Annotated in this window: 17 protein-coding genes and 2 pseudogenes; 8 read left to right on the top strand and 11 right to left on the bottom strand. The window is 61.9% G+C overall.

Annotated features, from left to right (window positions below; translation table 11 throughout):
- Nucleotides 1-405: 405 nt before the first annotated feature.
- Nucleotides 406-1,260, top strand: a complete 855-nt coding sequence (locus tag FFK22_RS36775; RefSeq protein ID WP_138892360.1) for an LPD29 domain-containing protein — start codon at nucleotides 406-408, stop codon at nucleotides 1,258-1,260.
- Between the two features lie 53 nt (nucleotides 1,261-1,313).
- On the top strand, nucleotides 1,314-2,135 hold the full coding sequence (locus FFK22_RS36770) for a DUF3560 domain-containing protein (RefSeq protein WP_138892359.1): 822 nt from the start codon (nucleotides 1,314-1,316) through the stop codon (nucleotides 2,133-2,135).
- A 277-nt stretch (nucleotides 2,136-2,412) separates the two neighbouring features.
- Here the strand turns inward: FFK22_RS36770 and FFK22_RS36765 are convergent, their stop codons facing one another.
- Both FFK22_RS36765 and FFK22_RS36760 read right to left on the bottom strand, forming a co-directional pair.
- Nucleotides 2,413-2,661 (bottom strand): hypothetical protein, encoded by a 249-nt coding sequence (locus FFK22_RS36765; RefSeq protein WP_138892358.1) that lies wholly within the window; start codon nucleotides 2,659-2,661, stop codon nucleotides 2,413-2,415.
- Nucleotides 2,662-2,675: 14 nt separating this feature from the next.
- Nucleotides 2,676-3,329 carry an AAA family ATPase gene (locus FFK22_RS36760; protein WP_138892357.1) on the bottom strand — a complete coding sequence of 218 codons (654 nt, stop codon included), beginning with the start codon at nucleotides 3,327-3,329 and terminating at the stop codon, nucleotides 2,676-2,678.
- A gap of 343 nt (nucleotides 3,330-3,672) precedes the next feature.
- Between FFK22_RS36760 and FFK22_RS36755 the strand changes: the two are divergent.
- Both FFK22_RS36755 and FFK22_RS36750 read left to right on the top strand, forming a co-directional pair.
- Nucleotides 3,673-4,098 (top strand): annotated as a pseudogene (locus tag FFK22_RS36755) (MucR family transcriptional regulator); the annotation flags it as partial.
- 613 nt (nucleotides 4,099-4,711) lie between these two features.
- Nucleotides 4,712-6,331, top strand: a complete 1,620-nt coding sequence (locus FFK22_RS36750) for an anti-phage dCTP deaminase (RefSeq protein WP_138892355.1) — start codon at nucleotides 4,712-4,714, stop codon at nucleotides 6,329-6,331.
- A gap of 439 nt (nucleotides 6,332-6,770) precedes the next feature.
- Here FFK22_RS36750 and FFK22_RS36745 read toward each other — a convergent pair whose 3' ends face one another.
- Genes FFK22_RS36745 through FFK22_RS36730 form a run of 4 tightly spaced genes read right to left on the bottom strand, consistent with a single transcriptional unit; the run spans nucleotide 6,771 to nucleotide 9,386 of the window.
- On the bottom strand, nucleotides 6,771-8,114 hold the full coding sequence (locus FFK22_RS36745) for a ThiF family adenylyltransferase (protein WP_186002864.1): 1,344 nt from the start codon (nucleotides 8,112-8,114) through the stop codon (nucleotides 6,771-6,773).
- Entirely contained in the window at nucleotides 8,084-8,635 is a 552-nt protein-coding gene (locus FFK22_RS36740; RefSeq protein WP_186002863.1) for a Mov34/MPN/PAD-1 family protein, read from the bottom strand. Before FFK22_RS36740 ends, FFK22_RS36745 begins: the two co-directional genes overlap by 31 nt.
- Complete coding sequence (locus tag FFK22_RS36735; protein ID WP_138892352.1) at nucleotides 8,632-9,087, bottom strand: hypothetical protein; 456 nt, start codon at nucleotides 9,085-9,087, stop codon at nucleotides 8,632-8,634. Before FFK22_RS36735 ends, FFK22_RS36740 begins: the two co-directional genes overlap by 4 nt.
- 5 nt (nucleotides 9,088-9,092) lie before the next feature.
- Entirely contained in the window at nucleotides 9,093-9,386 is a 294-nt protein-coding gene (locus FFK22_RS36730; RefSeq protein ID WP_138892351.1) for a hypothetical protein, read from the bottom strand.
- A gap of 213 nt (nucleotides 9,387-9,599) precedes the next feature.
- On the opposite strand from FFK22_RS36730, the gene FFK22_RS36725 reads away from it, so the two are divergent.
- Together FFK22_RS36725 and FFK22_RS36720 are read left to right on the top strand one after the other, a co-directional pair.
- A complete protein-coding gene (locus FFK22_RS36725; protein ID WP_138892350.1) occupies nucleotides 9,600-9,896 on the top strand; it encodes a hypothetical protein in 297 nt (98 codons plus the stop codon).
- On the top strand, nucleotides 9,893-11,041 hold the full coding sequence (locus FFK22_RS36720) for an ImmA/IrrE family metallo-endopeptidase (RefSeq protein WP_138892349.1): 1,149 nt from the start codon (nucleotides 9,893-9,895) through the stop codon (nucleotides 11,039-11,041). The genes FFK22_RS36725 and FFK22_RS36720 overlap by 4 nt, the downstream gene beginning before the upstream one ends.
- Before the next feature lie 615 nt (nucleotides 11,042-11,656).
- Here the strand turns inward: FFK22_RS36720 and FFK22_RS36715 are convergent.
- On the bottom strand, nucleotides 11,657-12,520 hold the full coding sequence (locus FFK22_RS36715; protein ID WP_138892348.1) for a GAF domain-containing protein: 864 nt from the start codon (nucleotides 12,518-12,520) through the stop codon (nucleotides 11,657-11,659).
- A gap of 551 nt (nucleotides 12,521-13,071) precedes the next feature.
- A complete protein-coding gene (locus FFK22_RS36710) occupies nucleotides 13,072-13,269 on the bottom strand; it encodes a hypothetical protein (RefSeq protein ID WP_138892347.1) in 198 nt (65 codons plus the stop codon).
- A gap of 639 nt (nucleotides 13,270-13,908) precedes the next feature.
- On the opposite strand from FFK22_RS36710, the gene FFK22_RS36705 reads away from it, so the two are divergent.
- Nucleotides 13,909-16,281, top strand: coding sequence for a tetratricopeptide repeat protein (locus FFK22_RS36705; RefSeq protein ID WP_186002862.1), 2,373 nt, complete (start codon nucleotides 13,909-13,911; stop codon nucleotides 16,279-16,281).
- Between the two features lie 2 nt (nucleotides 16,282-16,283).
- Entirely contained in the window at nucleotides 16,284-16,685 is a 402-nt protein-coding gene (locus tag FFK22_RS36700; RefSeq protein ID WP_138892345.1) for a hypothetical protein, read from the top strand.
- Between the two features lie 435 nt (nucleotides 16,686-17,120).
- Here FFK22_RS36700 and FFK22_RS36695 read toward each other — a convergent pair whose 3' ends face one another.
- The 3 genes and pseudogenes from FFK22_RS36695 to FFK22_RS44595 all read right to left on the bottom strand — a co-directional run.
- Complete coding sequence (locus tag FFK22_RS36695; RefSeq protein ID WP_138892344.1) at nucleotides 17,121-17,420, bottom strand: hypothetical protein; 300 nt, start codon at nucleotides 17,418-17,420, stop codon at nucleotides 17,121-17,123.
- Between the two features lie 185 nt (nucleotides 17,421-17,605).
- Nucleotides 17,606-18,409 carry an oxygenase MpaB family protein gene (locus FFK22_RS36690; RefSeq protein ID WP_221939137.1) on the bottom strand — a complete coding sequence of 268 codons (804 nt, stop codon included), beginning with the start codon at nucleotides 18,407-18,409 and terminating at the stop codon, nucleotides 17,606-17,608.
- Between the two features lie 280 nt (nucleotides 18,410-18,689).
- Nucleotides 18,690-18,877 (bottom strand): annotated as a pseudogene (locus tag FFK22_RS44595) (transposase zinc-binding domain-containing protein); the annotation flags it as partial.
- Between the last annotated feature and the right edge of the window lie 11 nt (nucleotides 18,878-18,888).

The raw sequence follows: 18,888 nt of genomic DNA, 5'->3' as shown, positions 1-18,888 counted from the left end.
GCGGAGCGGCCCGGGCGGGGCCACACTGGTCGGTTGCCGGCTTCGCCGTCGGCATCCTCAACCGCCCAGAGAGGCCTCTTTCCGCCCGGTCTCGCGCGGCGCTCGTCCCGGGTGCCGGCTTCGCCGTCGCTATACTCACCCGGGCCGGGATCCTCGTTTCAGCTCGGCCGCCGTTGGCGACCGAGCCGAGACCTAAAAGCCCGCGGACGCGGGCCGAGAAACCTGTTCCGGTTTCGGTTGGTAAGCGCGATCGGGGGGTATCCCCAATATTTCTGGCGCTTCGCTGCCAGAAATCCCGGGCGATCCCCCTCCCCCCGATCCCGCTTGCCAACCTGATACCCGCCTCGCCGGCGGCGTCCTTCGGCCGCATGCGCGGACCGAAGCGCAAACGACGAGGGAAAAGACATGAACGAGACGATGAAGATCCAGCGTGGAACGCGGGTTCACTGCATCCTGGCTCATGCCGGCGAAGGCGTGGTGACTGCGGTTCGGGAAGATCCCAACGCGGGCAACACCTATGTCATCGGCCTTCCCGGCAGGGAGCGGGTGCGGTCGACAGGCCAACACCTCTATGACGTGGTGTTCCTCAATGGCCACTTCTCTCAGGGGGTGCCGGAAACCATCGTCCGCGGCGTTCAGTGGCACATCCTGGAGGGGCTGGCGGACTACGAGGAGATTTCCCGCCTGCTCGACGCTCACCAACGGCACCGGACGGAGAAGGAGGCCGAGGCCGAGCGCGCCAGGATCGCCTTCGAGACCGAGCGAGACCGGCTGAAAGTTGACCCTGCGTATGGGCACCTGACCCAGGGAGAGGACGAGTCGAGCGGGCTTCTCGCCAGCAAGAACATTCGGGCTATCCTGAAGCGCGAGTTTCCGGGGGTCCGGTTCTCGGTTCAAAAGCGGTCGTGGGGATCGGTTTCGGTCCAGTGGGAGGACGGACCGACCGAGGACCAGGTGCGCGCACAGATCGACTGCTTCCGTGCCGGCAGCTTTGACGGGATGCAGGACCTCTACGTCTCCGAAAAAGCCCCGTGGCACGTCGTGTTCGGCGGCACGAAGTGGCTCAATCTCACCCGCTATCACAGCGCGACCCTCATCACCCGCGCGATCGCCGAGGTGATGGCGCAGTTCGGCGAAATTGGCATCGGCATGCCGACCGCCGAGGACTTCGCCGCCGGCAAGCTCTGGGACGTGGACGCGCCCGGCGCCCACAACCTCGAAAGCTTGATCCGCAAGCACGCCGCCGGCCTGACCGGCTGACGTCCAGGGGAGAGGCGCGGCCTCTCCCTTTCCCTCGATCGAGAGAGGACATCATGAATCGCTATGACGCAAAGCTTGAGGCTCGGCGCGCGCGGCTGCTGGAGCGGGCCGAGAAGTCCCGGGCCGATGCTCAGGCTCATTTCAAGCGGGCCGACGCCATCGCGTCGATGTTCCCCTATGGCCAGCCGATCCTTATCGGCCACCACTCCGAGGGGCGGCACCGCGCGGACCTGAAACGGATTCGCAATGGCATCGGCAAGGGAGTGGAGGCGACGAGGCAGGCCGAGACCCTGCAGCAGCGAGCGGCCGCCGTGGGGTCCGCCGGAGTTTCTTCGGACGATCCGGAGGCGGTCGCCAAGCTGAAAACCAAGCTGGCGAAGCTGGAGGAGGATGTCGCGCGGATGAAGAGCGTCAACGCGGCTCTCCGGCACGACGACCATGAGGCGCTGGTAGCGCTGGGCTTCACGGAAGCGCAGATCGCCAAGCTCCGGGAACCCGACTTTGCGGGGCGCATCGGCTTCCCGCGCTACGTCTTCACGAACACCGGTGCCGAGATTCGGCGCGTCCGGGCCCGCATCGAGCGGCTGCAGCGTCAGCACCAGCAGGAAAGCCGGACCTACGTTCTTGAAGATGGGACGTGGATCGTCTGGAACATCGAGGCGAACCGGGTTCAGATCCTGACGCCCGGCAAACCAGACGAGGGGATGCGCCGGGCGTTGAAGGGCTGCGGCTATCGCTGGTCACCATCGGAGGGCGCATGGCAACGGCACCTCTCCGACAGCGCGCTTTATGACGCCTGCCGGCTGCTCGGCGTGTCGTTCCCTCCACCTGCTCATATGCTCGCGGGCGTGGAGCCAAGCCATGCCGAAGAATGACGAAAGCGCGCATTGCGGTCGGCCCTCGCGACAGCGCCGGGCGGACTGCAAGCGAAGCGTCACGATGCGCGGAAATGGGCTTCGATTTCCCTTGTGGGGTGACCGGCAATTGAATCCGTCGCCAAGCGGGCCATCCGAACTGCTCACCCGTGCGGAGAAGCAATCATGCTCACGGCCCGCCTGTCGCCGCCTTCCTCGGAACCCTCTATCGGCATCGATTCGGTATCGGTCCGCTATTTAACCGATGTCGCTTGGATAGCGGATATGCATCGGATCGCTATCCCTTCAGCACCTGCGTGACCATCATGCGCAGCCAGGCTGATCGGCTCAGTCCAAGGCCCGCTGCGCGCCGATCGATCTCGGCGAGCTGATCGGGGTCAAACCTGACAATAACCGGTTCCATGTTCTGCCTCTTCGCCTCAGGTGCCGACGGCGCGGCGCCCTGAATGAAACGTTCTGCGGCCGCCTCGGTGGGGGGCGAAGCGATATCGCTTCGATGTTGAACAGGTCGCTTTGTGATAGCCATCGGGGGTCACTCCGTCATTCCCAGGCGCCGTCGAAGAGGTGATCGGCCAGCACCCGCAATTCGTTGCTGGCCTTGTAGTCGGGGTGCGCCAGCTCCAGCACGGAAAGTCCTGCCGCGGCGGCATTGGGAAACGCCTTGCGACGGCCGATCAGGGCACCGAGGAAGCTGATCGCCGCGCTGTCGCCCAGCGCCTCGGCGGCTGCGTCATTATCGGCACCCTGCGGATCCGCGCAGTTGATCACGGCGACCGCGCGCAGATCGGGGTTGATCGTCCGCGCTTCCGAGATGAGGGCGGCGACCTTGTCGATCGTCCAAACATCGAAGCTGCGGGGCTGAAACGGCACAACGGCGACCTGCGCGACGGTCAGGGCGGCCCGGAGCGCGGTCGTGTCGCGACCCCCGACGTCGATGATGATGTCGTCATATTTTGGCTTGAGCGCGAGGACCTGGGATCGCACCGCCGCGCCCGACAGCTGGATCGACGTGTACCCGATTGCGCCTCCCTTGGTTTCGCTGCGCAAGGCAGCAAAGTCGGTCGCCGTCGCCTGGTCGTCGGCGTCGACGAGAAGGACATCGCGTCGCGCACGGGTCGCACGTTCGACGGCGAGGTTGACGGCGAGAGTCGTCTTTCCCACGCCTCCCTTTGTCTGTGCGAGAGCCAGGATCATTCCTATGTCACTCCGATGTCGAACCTATATCATAGCAGGCCTGATCATATATCGGATCGATATCGCTCCGAAATAGCTAAGATGGACAGACCGGGACCGCCGGTTCGAAGCCGGTTGGCTTCCGGCCGCAGGGACGCTGGACTTCGTCAACCGCGGTCTGCTCAGGCGACCAGCTCATGTTCCAAAATTTCGCCATTCGGCCCGGCGAGGATTGTCGACAAGCCTGAGAAGTCGTGGTCCCGAGATGTCGATCGCGACGATCGAGCGACTTAAACGATATTCAAGCTGCGCAAATCGCGTAGGCGTATTAAGATCACGGTGTACTGCCTATCGGAGTAGTTTTATGAGCGAGCCTGTTCTCAACAACGTACCCGCGTCTGCCGACCAAACGCGCCACCTTGCAGCGAAAATCGCCTCCGCCCATGTCGCCAATAACAACGTCGCGGTCGCCGACCTTGCGGGTTTAATCACCCAGGTCTATGACGCGTTGCACAACCTGGGCCGGCCGTCTGAGCCCGTGATTTCACGTCCTGAACCGGCAGTGCCGATCCGAAAATCAGTCACGCCGGAGTTCATCATCTGCCTGGAGGACGGCAAGAAGCTGAAGATGCTCAAGCGGCATTTGTCGGCTGCCTACAACATGACGCCGGACCAATACCGCGAGCGCTGGGGTCTGCCAGCAGATTATCCGATGGTGGCGCCAGGCTATGCCCAACAGCGGAGTAACCTCGCCAAGGCGATCGGCCTCGGCACGCGTCGCGGCAATGCGCCGGTGCAGCCCCCGGCTCCGGCGGCAAAGCCCGCTAAAGCGCCGCGGGCCCGCAGGACCGCAGCCGCGAAGTCGTAGCTACAGAGAGGGAGCGGTGCTGTGAGGCTGCTGCTCCCTTTCCGCTTGACGCGGTGGACGGCAACTGAGGTTCCGGTCCGTCCCCTTGGCTGCCATCCGGAGGCGTCATCTGCTCCGAACCGAACATTCCCTGTCGCTGCTGCGGCTCTCGAAACCGGCCCCTCAGGCGGAGCCCGGTTCGTCCCCAATGCCATCATCCGGAAGCCATCCGGGCTGCTCCGTAGCGGCCATTTCGGTCGACGCGACGAGCTCCCAAAAGCGAACCTCGGAGGAGGGGCCGGTTCGTCCCCATTGCCGACGTTCGGAGGCCGTCCAGGCCGCTCGGAACCAGACATTCCCTGTCGCTGCGGCGGCTCCCGAAACCGGACCTTCGCCCCAGGAGGGGCCAGTCCCTTTGGCAGACATTCGACGACCCGATGGGCTGCTCCAACCAGCACGAAGACGAAGGATCGACGCGTCCGCGCCGATTTGCTATTGACGGCTAAGCACCCAACGCAAATCATCTCGCGGTGTTTAACATAATTTCTATATTTTGATGACATCGACAATTCCGCTGCCTCTCATCGGGGAGAGGCCCTCACGTCCCGTAGCCAACGAGATTTCTGATCGGCTATCCGAGGAACTGGTCATTGCTCTTGTTGGGCCGATCGCGTCAGGTGTCTCGACCGCGGCTCGGTATATCCGGGCAATTTTACAGAATGATTTCGGATATGATGTGCCGAATCCGATAAAATTGAGTGACATCATTCGTAGGGAGGCTCATCGGGTAGGGCAGTCTCCCACGCCAGATGCGGCCCTTGGAAATCGGATCTCGAAGCTCCAGGACGCTGGGAATTCTTTGCGTGACAAATTTGGCGAAGACTATCTCGCAGAAAAGGCAATCGAGCAGATTTTCACATACCGTCGCACGCACGGCGGCCTCCAAGAAGGAACAATGATCCCTATCCCGGGTAAACGGGCGTACATCATCGATTCTCTAAAACATCGCGGAGAACTGGATTTATTGAGATCGATATACAAAGACACGCTTCTTCTATTTGGCGTATTTGCTCCGGACGCTGTCCGGCGGCAGAGACTTATAGACAATGGAACTGAGGCGGCTCAGGCGGACACCGTTCTCAATCGAGATCAAGGTGAGATCGAAACCTTCGGTCAGATGACCAGAAAAATATTCGAGGAATCTGATTTCTTTTTGTGCAACGATCGAAAGGAGCACGATCTTCGCTCACAAATTGATCGATACTTGGGTTTATTATTTGATAGCCGCATACACACACCCACTCGCGCCGAGTCGGCGATGTACGAGGCTAGCGCAGTAGCTGTTAAATCCGCCTGCATGTCACGACAGGTCGGTGCAGCCATCGTATCAAACGCTGGTGAACTCATCGCTGTAGGATGGAATGATGTCCCGAAGTTTGGTGGCGGATTGTATGAGGAAGACGATCAGAGTGTAATCATCGGCGACAAGGTACAGGATCTCGATAAGCGCTGCTTCCGATACGGGCAGAGGATTTGCCACAACGAGACCCGACGAAACGATTTAATTAACACAATCGTAATGCGGCTTGTTGACAGCAAGAAATTAAAAAAAGGAACTGGCAGGAACGATCTGTTGGACGCACTTAAAGGCACCGACATAGATGCGATCATCGAATATTCGAGATCCATACATGCGGAGATGGAAGCTATTCTTTCAGTGGCGCGAGAGGGGCGACACTCTTTGGTGGGTGCCACCCTCTACACCACCACATATCCCTGCCATAACTGCGCTAGACATATCGTCGCGTCCGGGATTAAGGAAGTAATTTATATTGAACCGTATAAGAAGAGTTTGGCCATAGCGTTGCACGGCGATGCCATCACCGAGGATTGGCACGATAAATCTAAAGTTTTATTTCGCCAATACGATGGAGTATCGCCACGAATATATCTCAAACTCTTTAGGGTGACCGCATCGCGGAAAGCTAATGGCAGGTTGTTGCCACGAGATCCTAAGTCTGCTAAGCCTCGGTTTCGATTTCTACTCGATGGCTTCGTCGAATACGAATCGAAAGTCATTGCGGATTTGAATGCGAAGGAGCAAAGTGAGTCGGGTGATTCGGGAGGTTCATTGCTTGCCGGGGAGCGGAGCGATGAAAAAAGACCCCAAAGCTAGCGTGGAGCAGCTTCGTTTAAATCTTGAAGTTGGGCGGACTCGCCTGGATGAGCTAGGGGCGGTTAGAGTCAATAATGTAAAGAGCTTTGTTGATTCTCGGACATTAGAGACGCGCAAACTCGCCACTGAGAGAGTTTTATCCGCTGGGATCTTTGCAATCAAGCCCGGCCGATGAGACATGGTGTCTGCAAAGGGCTCGGCTCTGAAGCAGAGTCCAACCTGCTTATTCCCTCGGGGACGGGTTGATCCAAGGCATACACTCGCCTTGTAGCATTGTGGGTTAACGTCTGGATCGGCCCTGGCATCCGTCAGTGCTGGCCAACTCCGACCACGAGCGTGTCATGCCGTTCGGCGGAGGTACTACCGCAGTCGGTAGGCCACGCCATCCGGAGTCGCTGGCGCAACGGCCGCATACTTGCCAATCAAACCGCCTATCGCTCTAGCCAGCAAACTCAGCGTAGCGCGAGCCCGCGATTGCGGCTTGGTGCACGCCCTTGTGACGACCCTCGCACGGACAGCCGGTGCGGTGCGGAATCGGCGTGCCGACCAACAGCGGCTGGCCCTTGAGGCTGAACATCACCCGTTCCGCAGAGAACGGGTAGCCAGGGGCGGTAAGCTTGAGAACCTCTGCTGCCGTCATCAGTCCAGCCGCGAAGGAGAGGAAGGGCAATGCTGCGTCGGCGCGTTTTTCCTCGATCGTCGTCTGTGGAGTGTCGGACGCGTCTGTGGCGCAGGTGGTCGGAGCGAACTTCTTGTCCGGCGGGAACACGCAGAGCGAGCACGCTTTCGCCCCGGGCAGGTGCCGCATCAACGTCACCTGCCAGTTCCGACCCGTGGTGGCGTAGAGTTGGATCGGCGGAAACCCCATCTCGATGTGGTAGCGCACATTAAATTCGTTGGCGGCCGAGATCAGAACATCCGTCCAGCCGGCCTCACGGGACTTCCACAGCGCCGACTCATGCAGGGCAACCGGGTCGACCGCCACGTCCTCGACACCGGCTCCGCGAAGAAAGGCGGCGACAGCCTCGACCTTGGCCAAGCCGATCTTGGCATGTGCATCGGTGAAGAGGGGTGAGCGGGTGATGTTATGGATCCCGACACCGTCGTGGTCGACGAGGATTGCGCGGAAGTCCCTCGTTGCAAGGGTCAAAAAGTAGTTGGCCGCCGACCCTACCGACCCGAGGCCCGTGGTCATGACCTTTCCGAGGGAAGCGCCAACTGGCGAGAAATTTACCGGGCTGGGACCATCGGTCCAGTCCCATGCGTTGCAGGCGAAAGGGCCGGTCATGGCGCCGAAGCGGGTGCGGAACAGATGCCCGGCACCCAGCACCACGGCCTGCGCCGCACCGACGCCGACGTCCGACGTGACCAGGGGCAGCGGCGACGGCCTTTGACCGATGTAAGCGTTCCACCCGGACCCGTGGACGACAGCGTCGTGGCCGTCCGGTCCGAGATGGAAACGGAAGTCGCCCCCGGCCAGTACGCGTGCACCATAGCTGCCGAACGGGTCGGCGGCCCTCATCGCGTCGAGGGCATGCCCGACCAGCGAGCGGCCGGCCCATGGCAGACGCGGGTGAATGGCGATGTCGGGGAAGCCAATCTGCACCGAGGGCGACAGGCGCCCTATGAGATTGCAGGCGACGAGCGCAGCCACCTGCCCGTCGTAGCTGGCAAGGTAATCGGGCGACGCGGTGATTGTGATGACCTGAGTTGGGTCGAGCGGCGACGCGCCGTAGCGACGCATGCGATCGTTCAGTTGGTCGTAAAACTGCTGCTGGTCCATGGCCCACTTGCCGGAATGATGATGATGTCGTCGTCTGAAAGGTCGATCCAGCCGTGCGGCTTCTGCCATAGGTAGGCGGCCGCGCCGGCCAGCGACGGCAGATGCCGCCCATATTCTGGCAGCACGAGCGAGGCATATCCGGGGTATCGGATCTTGGCGCCTTCGATGTCGCCGTCGCTATGGTAGGCTTGGCTGGGATGGGTGTGGACCTGGGCGACCACCTGCAGCTCGAACTGTGCCGCTGTCTGCATGCAGGATATCATAGCCCGAGGCGGCACATGGAAGCTGCCCGCCGTTGTCCGTGCATGGGGCTCGAAGACCGCGATTGCCAGGGTGACAGCGCCGTCGGTCCGACCGAGCAGATAGGCGATCCCCTCATGCCGCTGCTGCTGAGACCGGACCAGCGCAGCCATCAAGTCGTCGAGCGCATCGGCGGTCACCAGCAACTTGGCCGGCTGTGGTTTGATCGGAATGCCCTTCGGTTTGCGGCCAAGAGCACGTTTGAGCCAGTCGGAGATCATGCGGCCAGCCTGCCTTCGTACCGCTGCATCAGCTCGTTTGCGATGCGGAGGGCCATAGCGCTCAAGGTGCGGCATGCCCCCGTGTATGGGTTGGTCTGCCAGGCGCCGATCTGCCAATCCGGATGCGGCCCGCGGGAATCGACAGCGGTGTAGGCGAGGCGATTCCACGGGGCACAGATCACACCTTGGGGATGGAGGAAACTGCCTCCGCGGGGAGTGTCCTGCCGATCGTCGATCCGGACGGTCTCCGGGTTGAACCAGTGCCAGGCAGGTGGCGTGGCGGGGTAGCCGTCACACCTTACGCGCATGTGGTAGGTGGCTCCGTCCTTGGCCGGGAGCCCAAGAACGAAGGTGAGGTCATCGATCTGCTCAATCGACCAGCCCATGAGACCGGCATTCTCTTTAAGCGCGTCGAGTTCGACCTTCACCAGCAGGGCAGCGGGCGTGCTCACGATGATCAGACCCCGGAACCGGTGGCGACCAACGTCAGCTTGTACTTGCCCTTTTGGAGGCCGAAGCTCACCAGGGGGCGATTGACGGGCTCGAGGTGGACGTCGCCGTAGTACAGCTCGAAAGCGTCACCTTCGGCGAGGTCGCGGTCCTTCACCGCTTCCTTGATCACCTTCTCGACCTTGTCGTTCTTGTCGAACGAGCCGCGGAAGACGCCGTTCGGCGTCGCGATCTCGAGCACAACGTCGTCGTCGTGACCCTTCCCCGAATTCTCGCCGAGGCCCTTGTTATCCTGAGACATTTGTTAACTCCATTGCTGCCCGGCTGCTCGCCCGGCGTTGATGCCCCGGAATCTGCGCGCGGGAAGGCGGAGCAAAACCCCTTGGCCCCGGCGCTTTTACATGTTAGTCGTCCCATTTCTGGGAACGCTGATTCCGGTATGGCACGGCGCGGGTTCAAGCGCAAGAGTCGTTCCACATCTGGGAACCATTTTGTGGTGGGGCCGCGATTTGCCATGAAGCTGATGGGGATATCGAAGTTGGATGAACTTGCGCGCCGTGCAGGCGATGCCCTTGATGGGGCGGTGCCGGCACTTGTTGCAGAGCTCGAGGCGGGCAAATGGAAGTCGATGGCTGAAATCGCTGGCTTCTTTCCCTCAGCGGTGATCAACGGCATCAAGGTCCAAATCCCGCTTAGCGGCGGCTATCGCGTCAATCTCCTCGCCGACTGCGCGGCACAGATGGTTCTCATCGAATATGCGGGTGCCGGGAGCAGGGGACGCGCTGGCAAGAAAGGGAGCAAGGCGGCATGACGGTTCGGCCAATACGCACGGACGACGACTATCAATCGGCACTCAATCGAGCCGCGGTGCTGTTCGGGCGCACCAGTGAGAGGGAGCGTGATGAGCTTGAGGTGCTGCAAGCTCTCATTGAGAAATGGGAGCGATCCGAGCGTTCCATCGAAGCAGCCACGCCCGCGCAGGCGATCAAATTCCGGATGGCACAGACCGGACTTTCACCACGCGATCTGATCCCATACCTCGGTAGCAAGTCACGAGTGTCGGAGATACTTAATGGTCAGCGACAGCCTACGGTCGATCAGATCAGAGCGCTGCATCAGCATCTGGGTATTCCAGTCGCTTCACTGATTGGGTCGTTCAAACATGAGCCAGCGGCCGGCCCGTCGAGCACCTCGATGGCGGCCGAAGGAAAGCTCCGTAGGCTTGGCTTGATGAAAGCGAAAGAGAATCTCGCCGGCTTTTTGTCGCGCTCGAAGGCTTCTGCTCCGGCAGTTGCCATGTTGCGTAAGACTAGGACTGAGCGCACAAATGCCAAGACGGATATGGCAGCGCTCGAAGCATGGTGTGCTGCTGCCTTAGTCCGTGCAGAAGCGGTCAGTACCATGAAAAAAAAGATCAGCGATCCAGAGAAGTCGGCGCGGCAACTGGCACAGCTGAGCATATTGCCGGATTGGCCAGATCAGATCAGATCCGCGCTACAGCGCATTGGAGTAATATTGATCATATTGGAACACCTTCCGGGAACATTTCTTGATGGGGCGGCGATGCGCCGCGGCGATGGCGTTCCAGTGATTGCTCTAACCCTGCGACACGATCGATTGGACAATTTCTGGTTTACACTGTTGCATGAGTTTGCTCACGTGGTTTGCCATCTGAGCCCTGAACGACAAGTAATCCTGGACGACCTGGATGTAGCAAGTTCGGAATCTATCGAAGCCGAGGCTGATACATTTGCGCGGAATGCTCTTATTCCCCCTGCTCTTTGGAAGCGGATCGACAAGGACAGCAGCACGGAAAAGGTGCTGGAAGCGGCGGAGAAGGCTGGGGTGCATCCTGCGATTGCTGCCGGCCGCTGGCGATTCGAGCATTCGGACTATCGCCGTTTCTCCAAGCTGATCGGTCGGGGTGAGGTTAAGGCTGCACTCATGCCGGCTTAGAACGGACTCGACGCCGGCCCAAGCCAAAGGCGCCTAACCTGCCATGGATCGGGCGCCTTCCGGCCGCGCGCGTGCCAACCGAGCTGACAGTTCACCGCGTTGCCGCACTCGATGCCGGGCTATCACGAATGTCCGCCTAAGCGAGGCCAGCAGCCCGAGAGATTGTCCGCAACGAGCCGCCTGTCGTCATGTGCGCTCCGGGAAACACCTCAATGTCCGGTTCGAGGCACTCAGCCCGCCATGGCAGTCCGCCACAATGGCCGATCCGACAATGGGCCACGTCCTGTAATGGGACGCCGACGCGATTGCCGCATATGAAGAATCCCGGCCTAGCCGGGTGTCAACGTGCCTCGTTCAGCGTCCTGGCTTGAAGCTCGTTTTTGATGCAGCAAGCCTGCTCGCCTGCTCCCGGATTGACCTGGCTGCCTCGCTCACCTTGGATGGCTTGCTTTGCGCCAGACTAGCCCCCGCACCGTCGCGACCGATCTTGGTGAGATTCCTTGAAAGGCGCTCGCTAGAGCTATCCATCTGCCTGAACGGGCTCTTTGCCATTTCGCCCTCCATCGCTGGGCCTGAGTACAATATGGGGCGTAGCATGCTGTGATGCTACCCTAGCTATAGGATCACTGCAATTGCGGTCGCCAGGTGGCGGAGGGCCTGGCCATTCAGTTCATCGTATCTTTCGGGGACATCGCTTGTCGCCATCACCACGCCGAGCACGGTGCCATTTTGTCTGATGATTGGTGCGCCAGCTACCGAACGGTACACTTTCGCGTCGTACTGCTGAACAGCCGCGGGAGGAGTGCCAAGCGCTGCCCGGGCTGTCGTAGAGGCTGCATCGCCAATCGTGATCGGATGGCCGTTCGAATACACCGATCCCACATGGCCCTGGCCCGGTCGCCACGAGCGGCCGAGGGAGCTGGTGGAGGGATGATCAGGATGCTTCTTTCGGGCGCAGCAGTCGAGCATTTGCGTCTGGGAATCGTAAAGATAGACCGCAAATGAATATAGCTCATTCTTTCCGAAATCAAATATCCCCTCTTCTGATCCTGCAAGAAGTTCGAGAAAATCTTGGATTACAACATTCCTGGAAGACGGCGAAGTCGCGCCTTGACTTACATGTTCGAGCGACATAGACATAATAGATTGAGAATACGTTATTACGGTTGCGAACAAAGTTGATTTAGCCTTTTCTTCTTCCAAATTCCTCCTGGACCGCTCGTATTTGAAAATGAAATCGCTGGCGTTAGGAGCGGATTTCTGAATGAGGGCGATGACGCCATTCGTAGAAATCAAGAAAACCAGCAATACGACGAAGACATAGACCGGCATAGTGTCTCTGACTACACTAAGAAATGCCAGGACTATCGGTATCGCAACCGTCGCGAGCGTGATAACGAATTTATTAAGGTGGGTGAAGTAATATGTCGCCTTATGGATTTGCCGCTTTAGTCTGCCGATAGGGAATTCCTGCGTCATGATCTATGCGCAATCGTCAGTGGTTCGCCAATTTGATGAGATATAGTCCGTTAGGCGGCTCACGAGCAACAGCCGCCTAGCTCGGCGGCTGACACAGCACGCCCCACATCCCCGGCGCCTCTAGATCAGCCATTGATCACCTCGCCCCAACACGCCGAGCTGCATGAAGGTGCCTGCGGTGATGGCGTTATCGTTCTCGGACAGGAAGTTGCCGAACTGGTAGGGCTCCTCCTTGGCTATGAGCTCGTGTCCGTTGTGTCGGCAAGTCGGCCGGTTGCGGGCGCGCTCAGACACCTGGGCCGACTGAAAACGGCCAGATTCCGTGGCCTCCAGCGATGTCCGGAATCGGGGTGCGGGCGCGATGGCCGGAAATGGCGCCCATCCGCCGGCCAAACACGCCGGGTGGCGATCGATTGTGGAGAAGTTGTGCGACCTGCTTGGCGTATCAGACGTTCACAGCGGTGCTTCTCAGAAGCACGCGCTTCGTCGGCTGAGCCCGCCCTCCCGGCTAGCCGTCACCCGGGGGGCGGAGCGGAATCACGACGGCCATGTCAGATCGGAATGCGGGCGAGCTCCTTCTGGCCCTCGCCGATGATGACGACATGGCAACCATCGTACTCGCCGTCGCCGCCGAGTTCGACAGCAACCCGTGTCCCATAGCCGATGGCCAACTCTGTGGACGGAAAATCCGTTCCGTCGTCGTCCACAATCGATTGATCCGCACCGATTACATGGAAGAAGTATCGCATGCCAGTGGTGCCTCCCTACAGATCCTGAGTTTAGGCGTCCGTACAGAGGGCGGATTTGATCTGCATCAACGGATCACCAGTGGTCGCGTCCCTTGTGGGGCCTAATTGCGATGGCCCGCTTCCAAGGGTCCGAGCGATGTGCGGTCGGGGCACCGCTCTCAGCCCCGGCAGGTCGGCGCTGTCACAACGACCGCGAGACAGGGACTGCGGCCACGGTCGCTTCGAAGTGCCAGTCCACGACTGCTTCTAGCGTGCTCGCGCCGCGCAGGGCCTGTAGGCAAAGGGCGGCTCCCCACGTGTCCGGTTCCGAGAGCCGACCACTATGGCCAGTTTCGGGCATCCTCATAGGGCCGAACCGGCTGAGAAGCGCCGGGTCCCGCGGGTTCGGACGCGTCCGGTTCCGGGGCGCTCAGGCGGCGGCCGCAAATGGCGCACCTCGGCCTGGTCAATCCGGCCGAGATGGTCTGGAAAGCGGACGATGGCCATGATCCCCTCGCCTCATATGTCCTTGAATCGACCGCTCTCCGACGCCTTCGGCGCCTCGGCTCGACGCTGGACTCTGTCCCGTCGGCACATGCATTATTCGCAACAAGCACCCGAAGGGACCCCCTGAAGGACCGTGCAGGCAGGAGGGTCGCGATGATGGAGGTGGCTTCGTCTTCGGAGTTACCGGGCAGCCAATCGGCTGCCGGCAGCTTTATCGCACAGGCCACCGCCGGTGGGACGGCGATAGTCGCGGTGTACCAAGCTGCTGCACCCCGCCCAGTTGCGCCCGCCGAGGTCGCAGCGGCCGAGACCCTGCTGGCGACAATGCCCCTCGGCGTCCTGCCTGAGCCCGGTAGCCTGCCGCCCGCCTCAGTCCTGCCCTGGCCCCGCAATCGCTACTTCGTTGGGCGTGAACGCGACCTCTGCACGCTCGCACGTCTGCTGAAGGAGGGCGGCGCAGCCGCCGTTGGCCAAAGCCCAGCGGTGACTGGAATGGGTGGGCAGGGCAAGACGCAGCTTGCGGTGGAGTTCGCCTACCGCTTCGGTCGCTGGTTCGCGGGCGGCGTGTTCTGGGTGAACTGCGCTGATCCGGCTGGTATCCCGGACGCGATCGCGGCCTGCGGCCTCCAATTCTACCCCGACCATGCGGGGTTCAGCGCCCGGCCGCTCCCCGAGCGCGTGGCCTTGGTTGCCTCTGGCTGGGCGGGTCCATTGCCACGACTGCTGATTTTCGACAATTGCGAGGACGAGAACCTCCTGGACGCTTGGGCCCCCAAGAGCGGCGGCAGCCGGTTGCTGCTCACGGCGCGGCGGGCGTCCTGGTCGCCTGCACGCGGCATCACGGCGGTGCCGCTCGGCCTGCTTTCCCCCGCCGAGAGCTTGACACTCCTCCGTCGACATCGACCGGACCTGGAACCCGACGACCGCGGCCTCACCGCGATAGCTGAGGAATTGGGCAACCTGCCCCTCGCCCTCGAACTGGCTGGCAGTTATCTCGCTCGTTACCGGGACGATCCAATCGGGGTGCCCGCGGCCTATCTCGCCGAATTGCGCTCTGTCGACGTACTTGCGCATGCCTCGATGAAGATCGAGGACCCGGAGGCACCCGGGCGATCGAGGACGCTCACCGGCCACGAAAGGGATGTCGCACGGACTTTCGAGGTCAGTCTGTGCCGCCTACGGCCCAACGACCCAGTAGACGCCCTTGCCCGCAACTTACTTATTCTCGCCGCGTGGCTGGCTCCGGGCGAGGTGATCCCGCGCCGCTTACTTAAGCTTTGCGGCGGCATCGCGCAGGATGATCTGGCCGGGGCCCTTCAGTTCGCCGATGCATTGAACCGTTTGCTCGATCTCTCGCTGCTCGAGCGCTCGAGCCCGGGAGGGGTCGTTATGCACCGCCTAGTGGCGGCCTTCGCGCGTTCGCGGATGGAGCAGTCCGGGGCAGCCAGGAACGCGGTCGAGGCGACTGTGGGCGATGAGGCCCTGCGCCTGCTCAAGAATGACGATCCAAGGCCGTTACACGACTGGTCGGGACATCTTTTGGCTGTCGCCGTGGCGGCCAGGCGGGACGGGACGGGACGCTCTGTCCAACTCTTGGCAGCCGCCGGCGGCTACAGCATGCTGGTGGCGGACTTCGGCGCGAGCCAAGCCATACTGCGAGAGGCGGTCGAACAGGCCAAAGCGCTCCTCGGCCCCGACCACATCGCGGTAGCTGAGGCGCTCCGCAACCTCGGCCTCGCGCAGCAAAAGATCGGCACCCTAGCCACCGCGGAGGCCAGTCACAAACAGGCACTGGCGATCGAGGAAAAGTTCTTCGGCCCAGACAACCTCGAGATCGTCAATACTCTCGGCAACCTCGGCGCCGTGCTCTTCGATCGCGGCCGTCTGGCCGCTGCGGAAGCCATCCAGAGACGAGTGCTGGAGATCAAGGAAAGGGCGTACGGCCCGGACCACCCCGAGGTCGCCAAGACCCTCGACCACATCAGTCTCGTGCACTGGGAGCTCGACGATCTGGGCGCCGCGGAGGCCCTCCAAAGACGGGCGCTGGAGATCAAGGAAAAGACATACGGCCCCGACCACCCTGAGGTTGCTAGAACTGTGGACCACCTCGGCATCGTGCAGCGCGAGAGTGGCGATCTGGCCTCCGCGGAAGCCAGCCATAGACGGGCGCTGACCATTCATGAAACGGTATACGGACCCGACCATCCGAAATTCGCGGCGACCCTGAGCAACCTCGGCATCGTGCAGGCGGATAGCGGCGATCTGGCCGCTGCGGAGGCCAGCCAGAATCAAGCGCTGGCGATCCAGGAGAAGGCGTACGGTCAGAACCACCCCGAGGTCGCCCGGACCCTCCTCAACATCGGCAATTTGCAGCGCGATACGGGCGCGACGGCGGAGGCGCGATCGAGCTATGAGCGAGCAACGGCGATCTTCTCAGCTGAGCTCGGCGAACAACACCTACACACGAGGCAGGCACGGCGGCTACTGGGCGAACTTATTGAAAAGGCTAGCCAAGGGGAGGACTAGGAATGGTTGATCCGATCGTGGCAGCGCTGCTCGGCGGACTGGCCGCTGCGGCCGGAAAAGTAGCGTCAGCGGCAGTCGAGGATGCCTATGGCGCGCTGAAGAGTCTGCTCATAAAGAAGCTTGGGGTGAACAGCGAGGCCGTCGAGGCAATCAAAAGGCTGGAAGCGAGGCCTGACAGCGAGGGGCGAAAGGCCACAGTCGCAGAGGAGCTTGCCGCTGCGAAGGTCTCGGGCGACATCGAGTTGACGGAGGCGGCGCAGCGCCTACAGGCGGGGCTTGATCAGCTTCCGCCCGGGGCCCGCACCCAGATCCAGCTCGCTGTCGGTAACTACATCGCCCAAGCCAGCGGCGGGAGCACCGCGACCGTGAGCGTCGGTCATGGAGCACTTGGTTCGAAAACATAGTGGTGAATTGCTGCGGGCTCTCTCCGGCTCTTTAATGACTACTTTGGGTCGCGTCCGGTCATGTCCGCTTCGAGGTGCCGGTTGAAACGGCCGGTTTCGGGCGTCGCCATCGGGCCGGGTTGGCCGGAAAGCGCCGGGATCTCTCACGCTCGGTCAATGTCCGCTGTCGGGTCGCTACCTCGATGGCCGCAAATGGCGCGCTCGTGCCACGAGTGCCGCCGTGGGCTCGCCGGCCGCGGCGATACGGTGGGCCTGCTGTTTCGCCGCAGCCAGCCCCACGGGCTGACCAATCCTCGGAGCACAAGCAGGTGTGGCGACGATACCGGTCGTTCCGGGCATGGTTTGGATCAGCATGAAACCGTGTCGAACTTTGTTGTCCGACGGCCGCGGAGTCGACGCGGGCGCCACGCTGTGATGGCACTGGCGGTCCACGGGCTAGAGAAGGGACAACGCGACCACCCAGGCCACAATGGTCATACGAGCAAGATCGGCGGTCTTGCGGCTGGTCTCGTCGCGCCCGGCACTGCGCCAAACTCCGATCAGCAGAACCACATTCCATGGGAGATGCGCAATGAACACGAATACCGCGAGCCAAGTTGGCGCATGCGCGGCGAGCACCATCAGCGCCAGCAGTATGGAGACCAGGTTCACGGCGGCCCCGCCGAGGATGCCCCACAGCCAGAAGGCGCGGCCAAGCGGAAGTTCACCACGCCAGAATCTGACGATAGCCTGCATGCAGCTCTCGCGTCGGGGCTAGGCGGCCGTGCCGACCCAAGCTCGACCCTGTCTGGGAACAAGGTGGACGCCAGTCTCCGGAAAGAACAGAGGCTGATCTGGATTCCTCGCGAGCGGCGTCGGCAGCTCCGGGCCCTCAGAGAGCCGCTCTTAAAGATGACTGTGGTCAGCCCCACGGACGGCGATTATTCGAACGCCCAGCGGAGTGTCCTTGCGATGCCGAGGGTCCCGGCTCGGACCAGCGCGCGACCAACGATCGGAATACGGAATCCATGCATATGGCGCGCCCATGCAGGGAGCAGGTCGATGGCAGCCTGCATGGCGATCACCTGCAGGGGTTCTGCCAGCACGCTCGGCGCAGGTTGCGCAAGCAGCATGTGGGCGACTTCCCGAGTTCGCTCGTCGGACCGGAGCTGCGGCCGTACAGCGCCGAAAAGCTGCCGCGCCATGGTTCGATTGCGTGGGATCGGATCGGCGCCAAGCGCCTCCGCAATCTGCGCCATCTCAGCGAAGTAGCGATCCTGATCGATGACCGAGATACCCGGCTCGGCGTAACGGATCCACGCGTCCAGGAAGCAGGTCGTCTCCGTGAGGTGAACCCAGGCGAGCAGCGAGGGGTCGTTGGCGGCATACGGGCTGCCGTCGGGCAACACCCCGCGGACCCGATTGTGGATGGCGCGGACCCGTGCGATCGCAGCCTCCGCCTCGTCTCGCCCGCCATAGGTGGTCAGCGCGATGAAGCGCGCCGTCCGTCGGAGCCGCCCCCGCATATCGGTCCGATAGTTCGAATGGTCCCACACTCCTGCGAGGACGGCCGGGTGAAGCATCTGCAGCAGTAGGGCCGCAACGCCTCCGACCATCATCGAGGTGACGTCGCCATGGACCCGCCACGCGACGGCGCGCGGGCCGAACAACCCGTCGGCGCTCCGCACCACAGGACGTTCGCCGCGCCGCCGGTCGTTGAACATTGCAACCACCTCGGCGGCCACGGCGTCCTTGATCGGCCGCGCGAGCGCGTCCGGAAGAAGGGAGCGGACGGGACCAGCTGGAGGATGTGACATCCGGAGCGAACCGCCGACAAACCCGTGACGACGAGCATACTCTGGCAGATCTATTTTGGTTCTTTTCGCCGAGTTTCCAAGCTGGCCGAACATGCTGATGGTGCAGGCCGTCGATCCGATGTCCGCTTCCGGGGTACCTCGGCAATGTCCGGAGATGTTTAGGGCTTCGGATGCCGGCCCTGGCGCATGAGGTTGTGCCGGGCGCGGCGCCCTGGCACTTGGGGCAGTGGCGGTTGCGGCACGAGTTGTAGCTGACCGCCAGGTGCCGGCAGTCGTCGCAGCGGGCGCCGACATGACCTTGAGCTGGCCGAGGCTCAGATGCCCGGCATGGGGGCTGCGGAAGGCCTCGCCATGGGCGCGCAGGATGTCGGCCAGCTCCAGGGCTGGCCGCGGCACGGCCGATCAGA

Source organism: Mycobacterium sp. KBS0706 (assembly GCF_005938675.2).
In the GTDB taxonomy this organism is placed as follows: Bacteria; Pseudomonadota; Alphaproteobacteria; order DSM-16000; family Inquilinaceae; genus Inquilinus.
The sequence above is the reverse complement of the archived record's forward strand: the minus strand, read 5'-3'. Positions and strand labels throughout refer to the sequence as shown.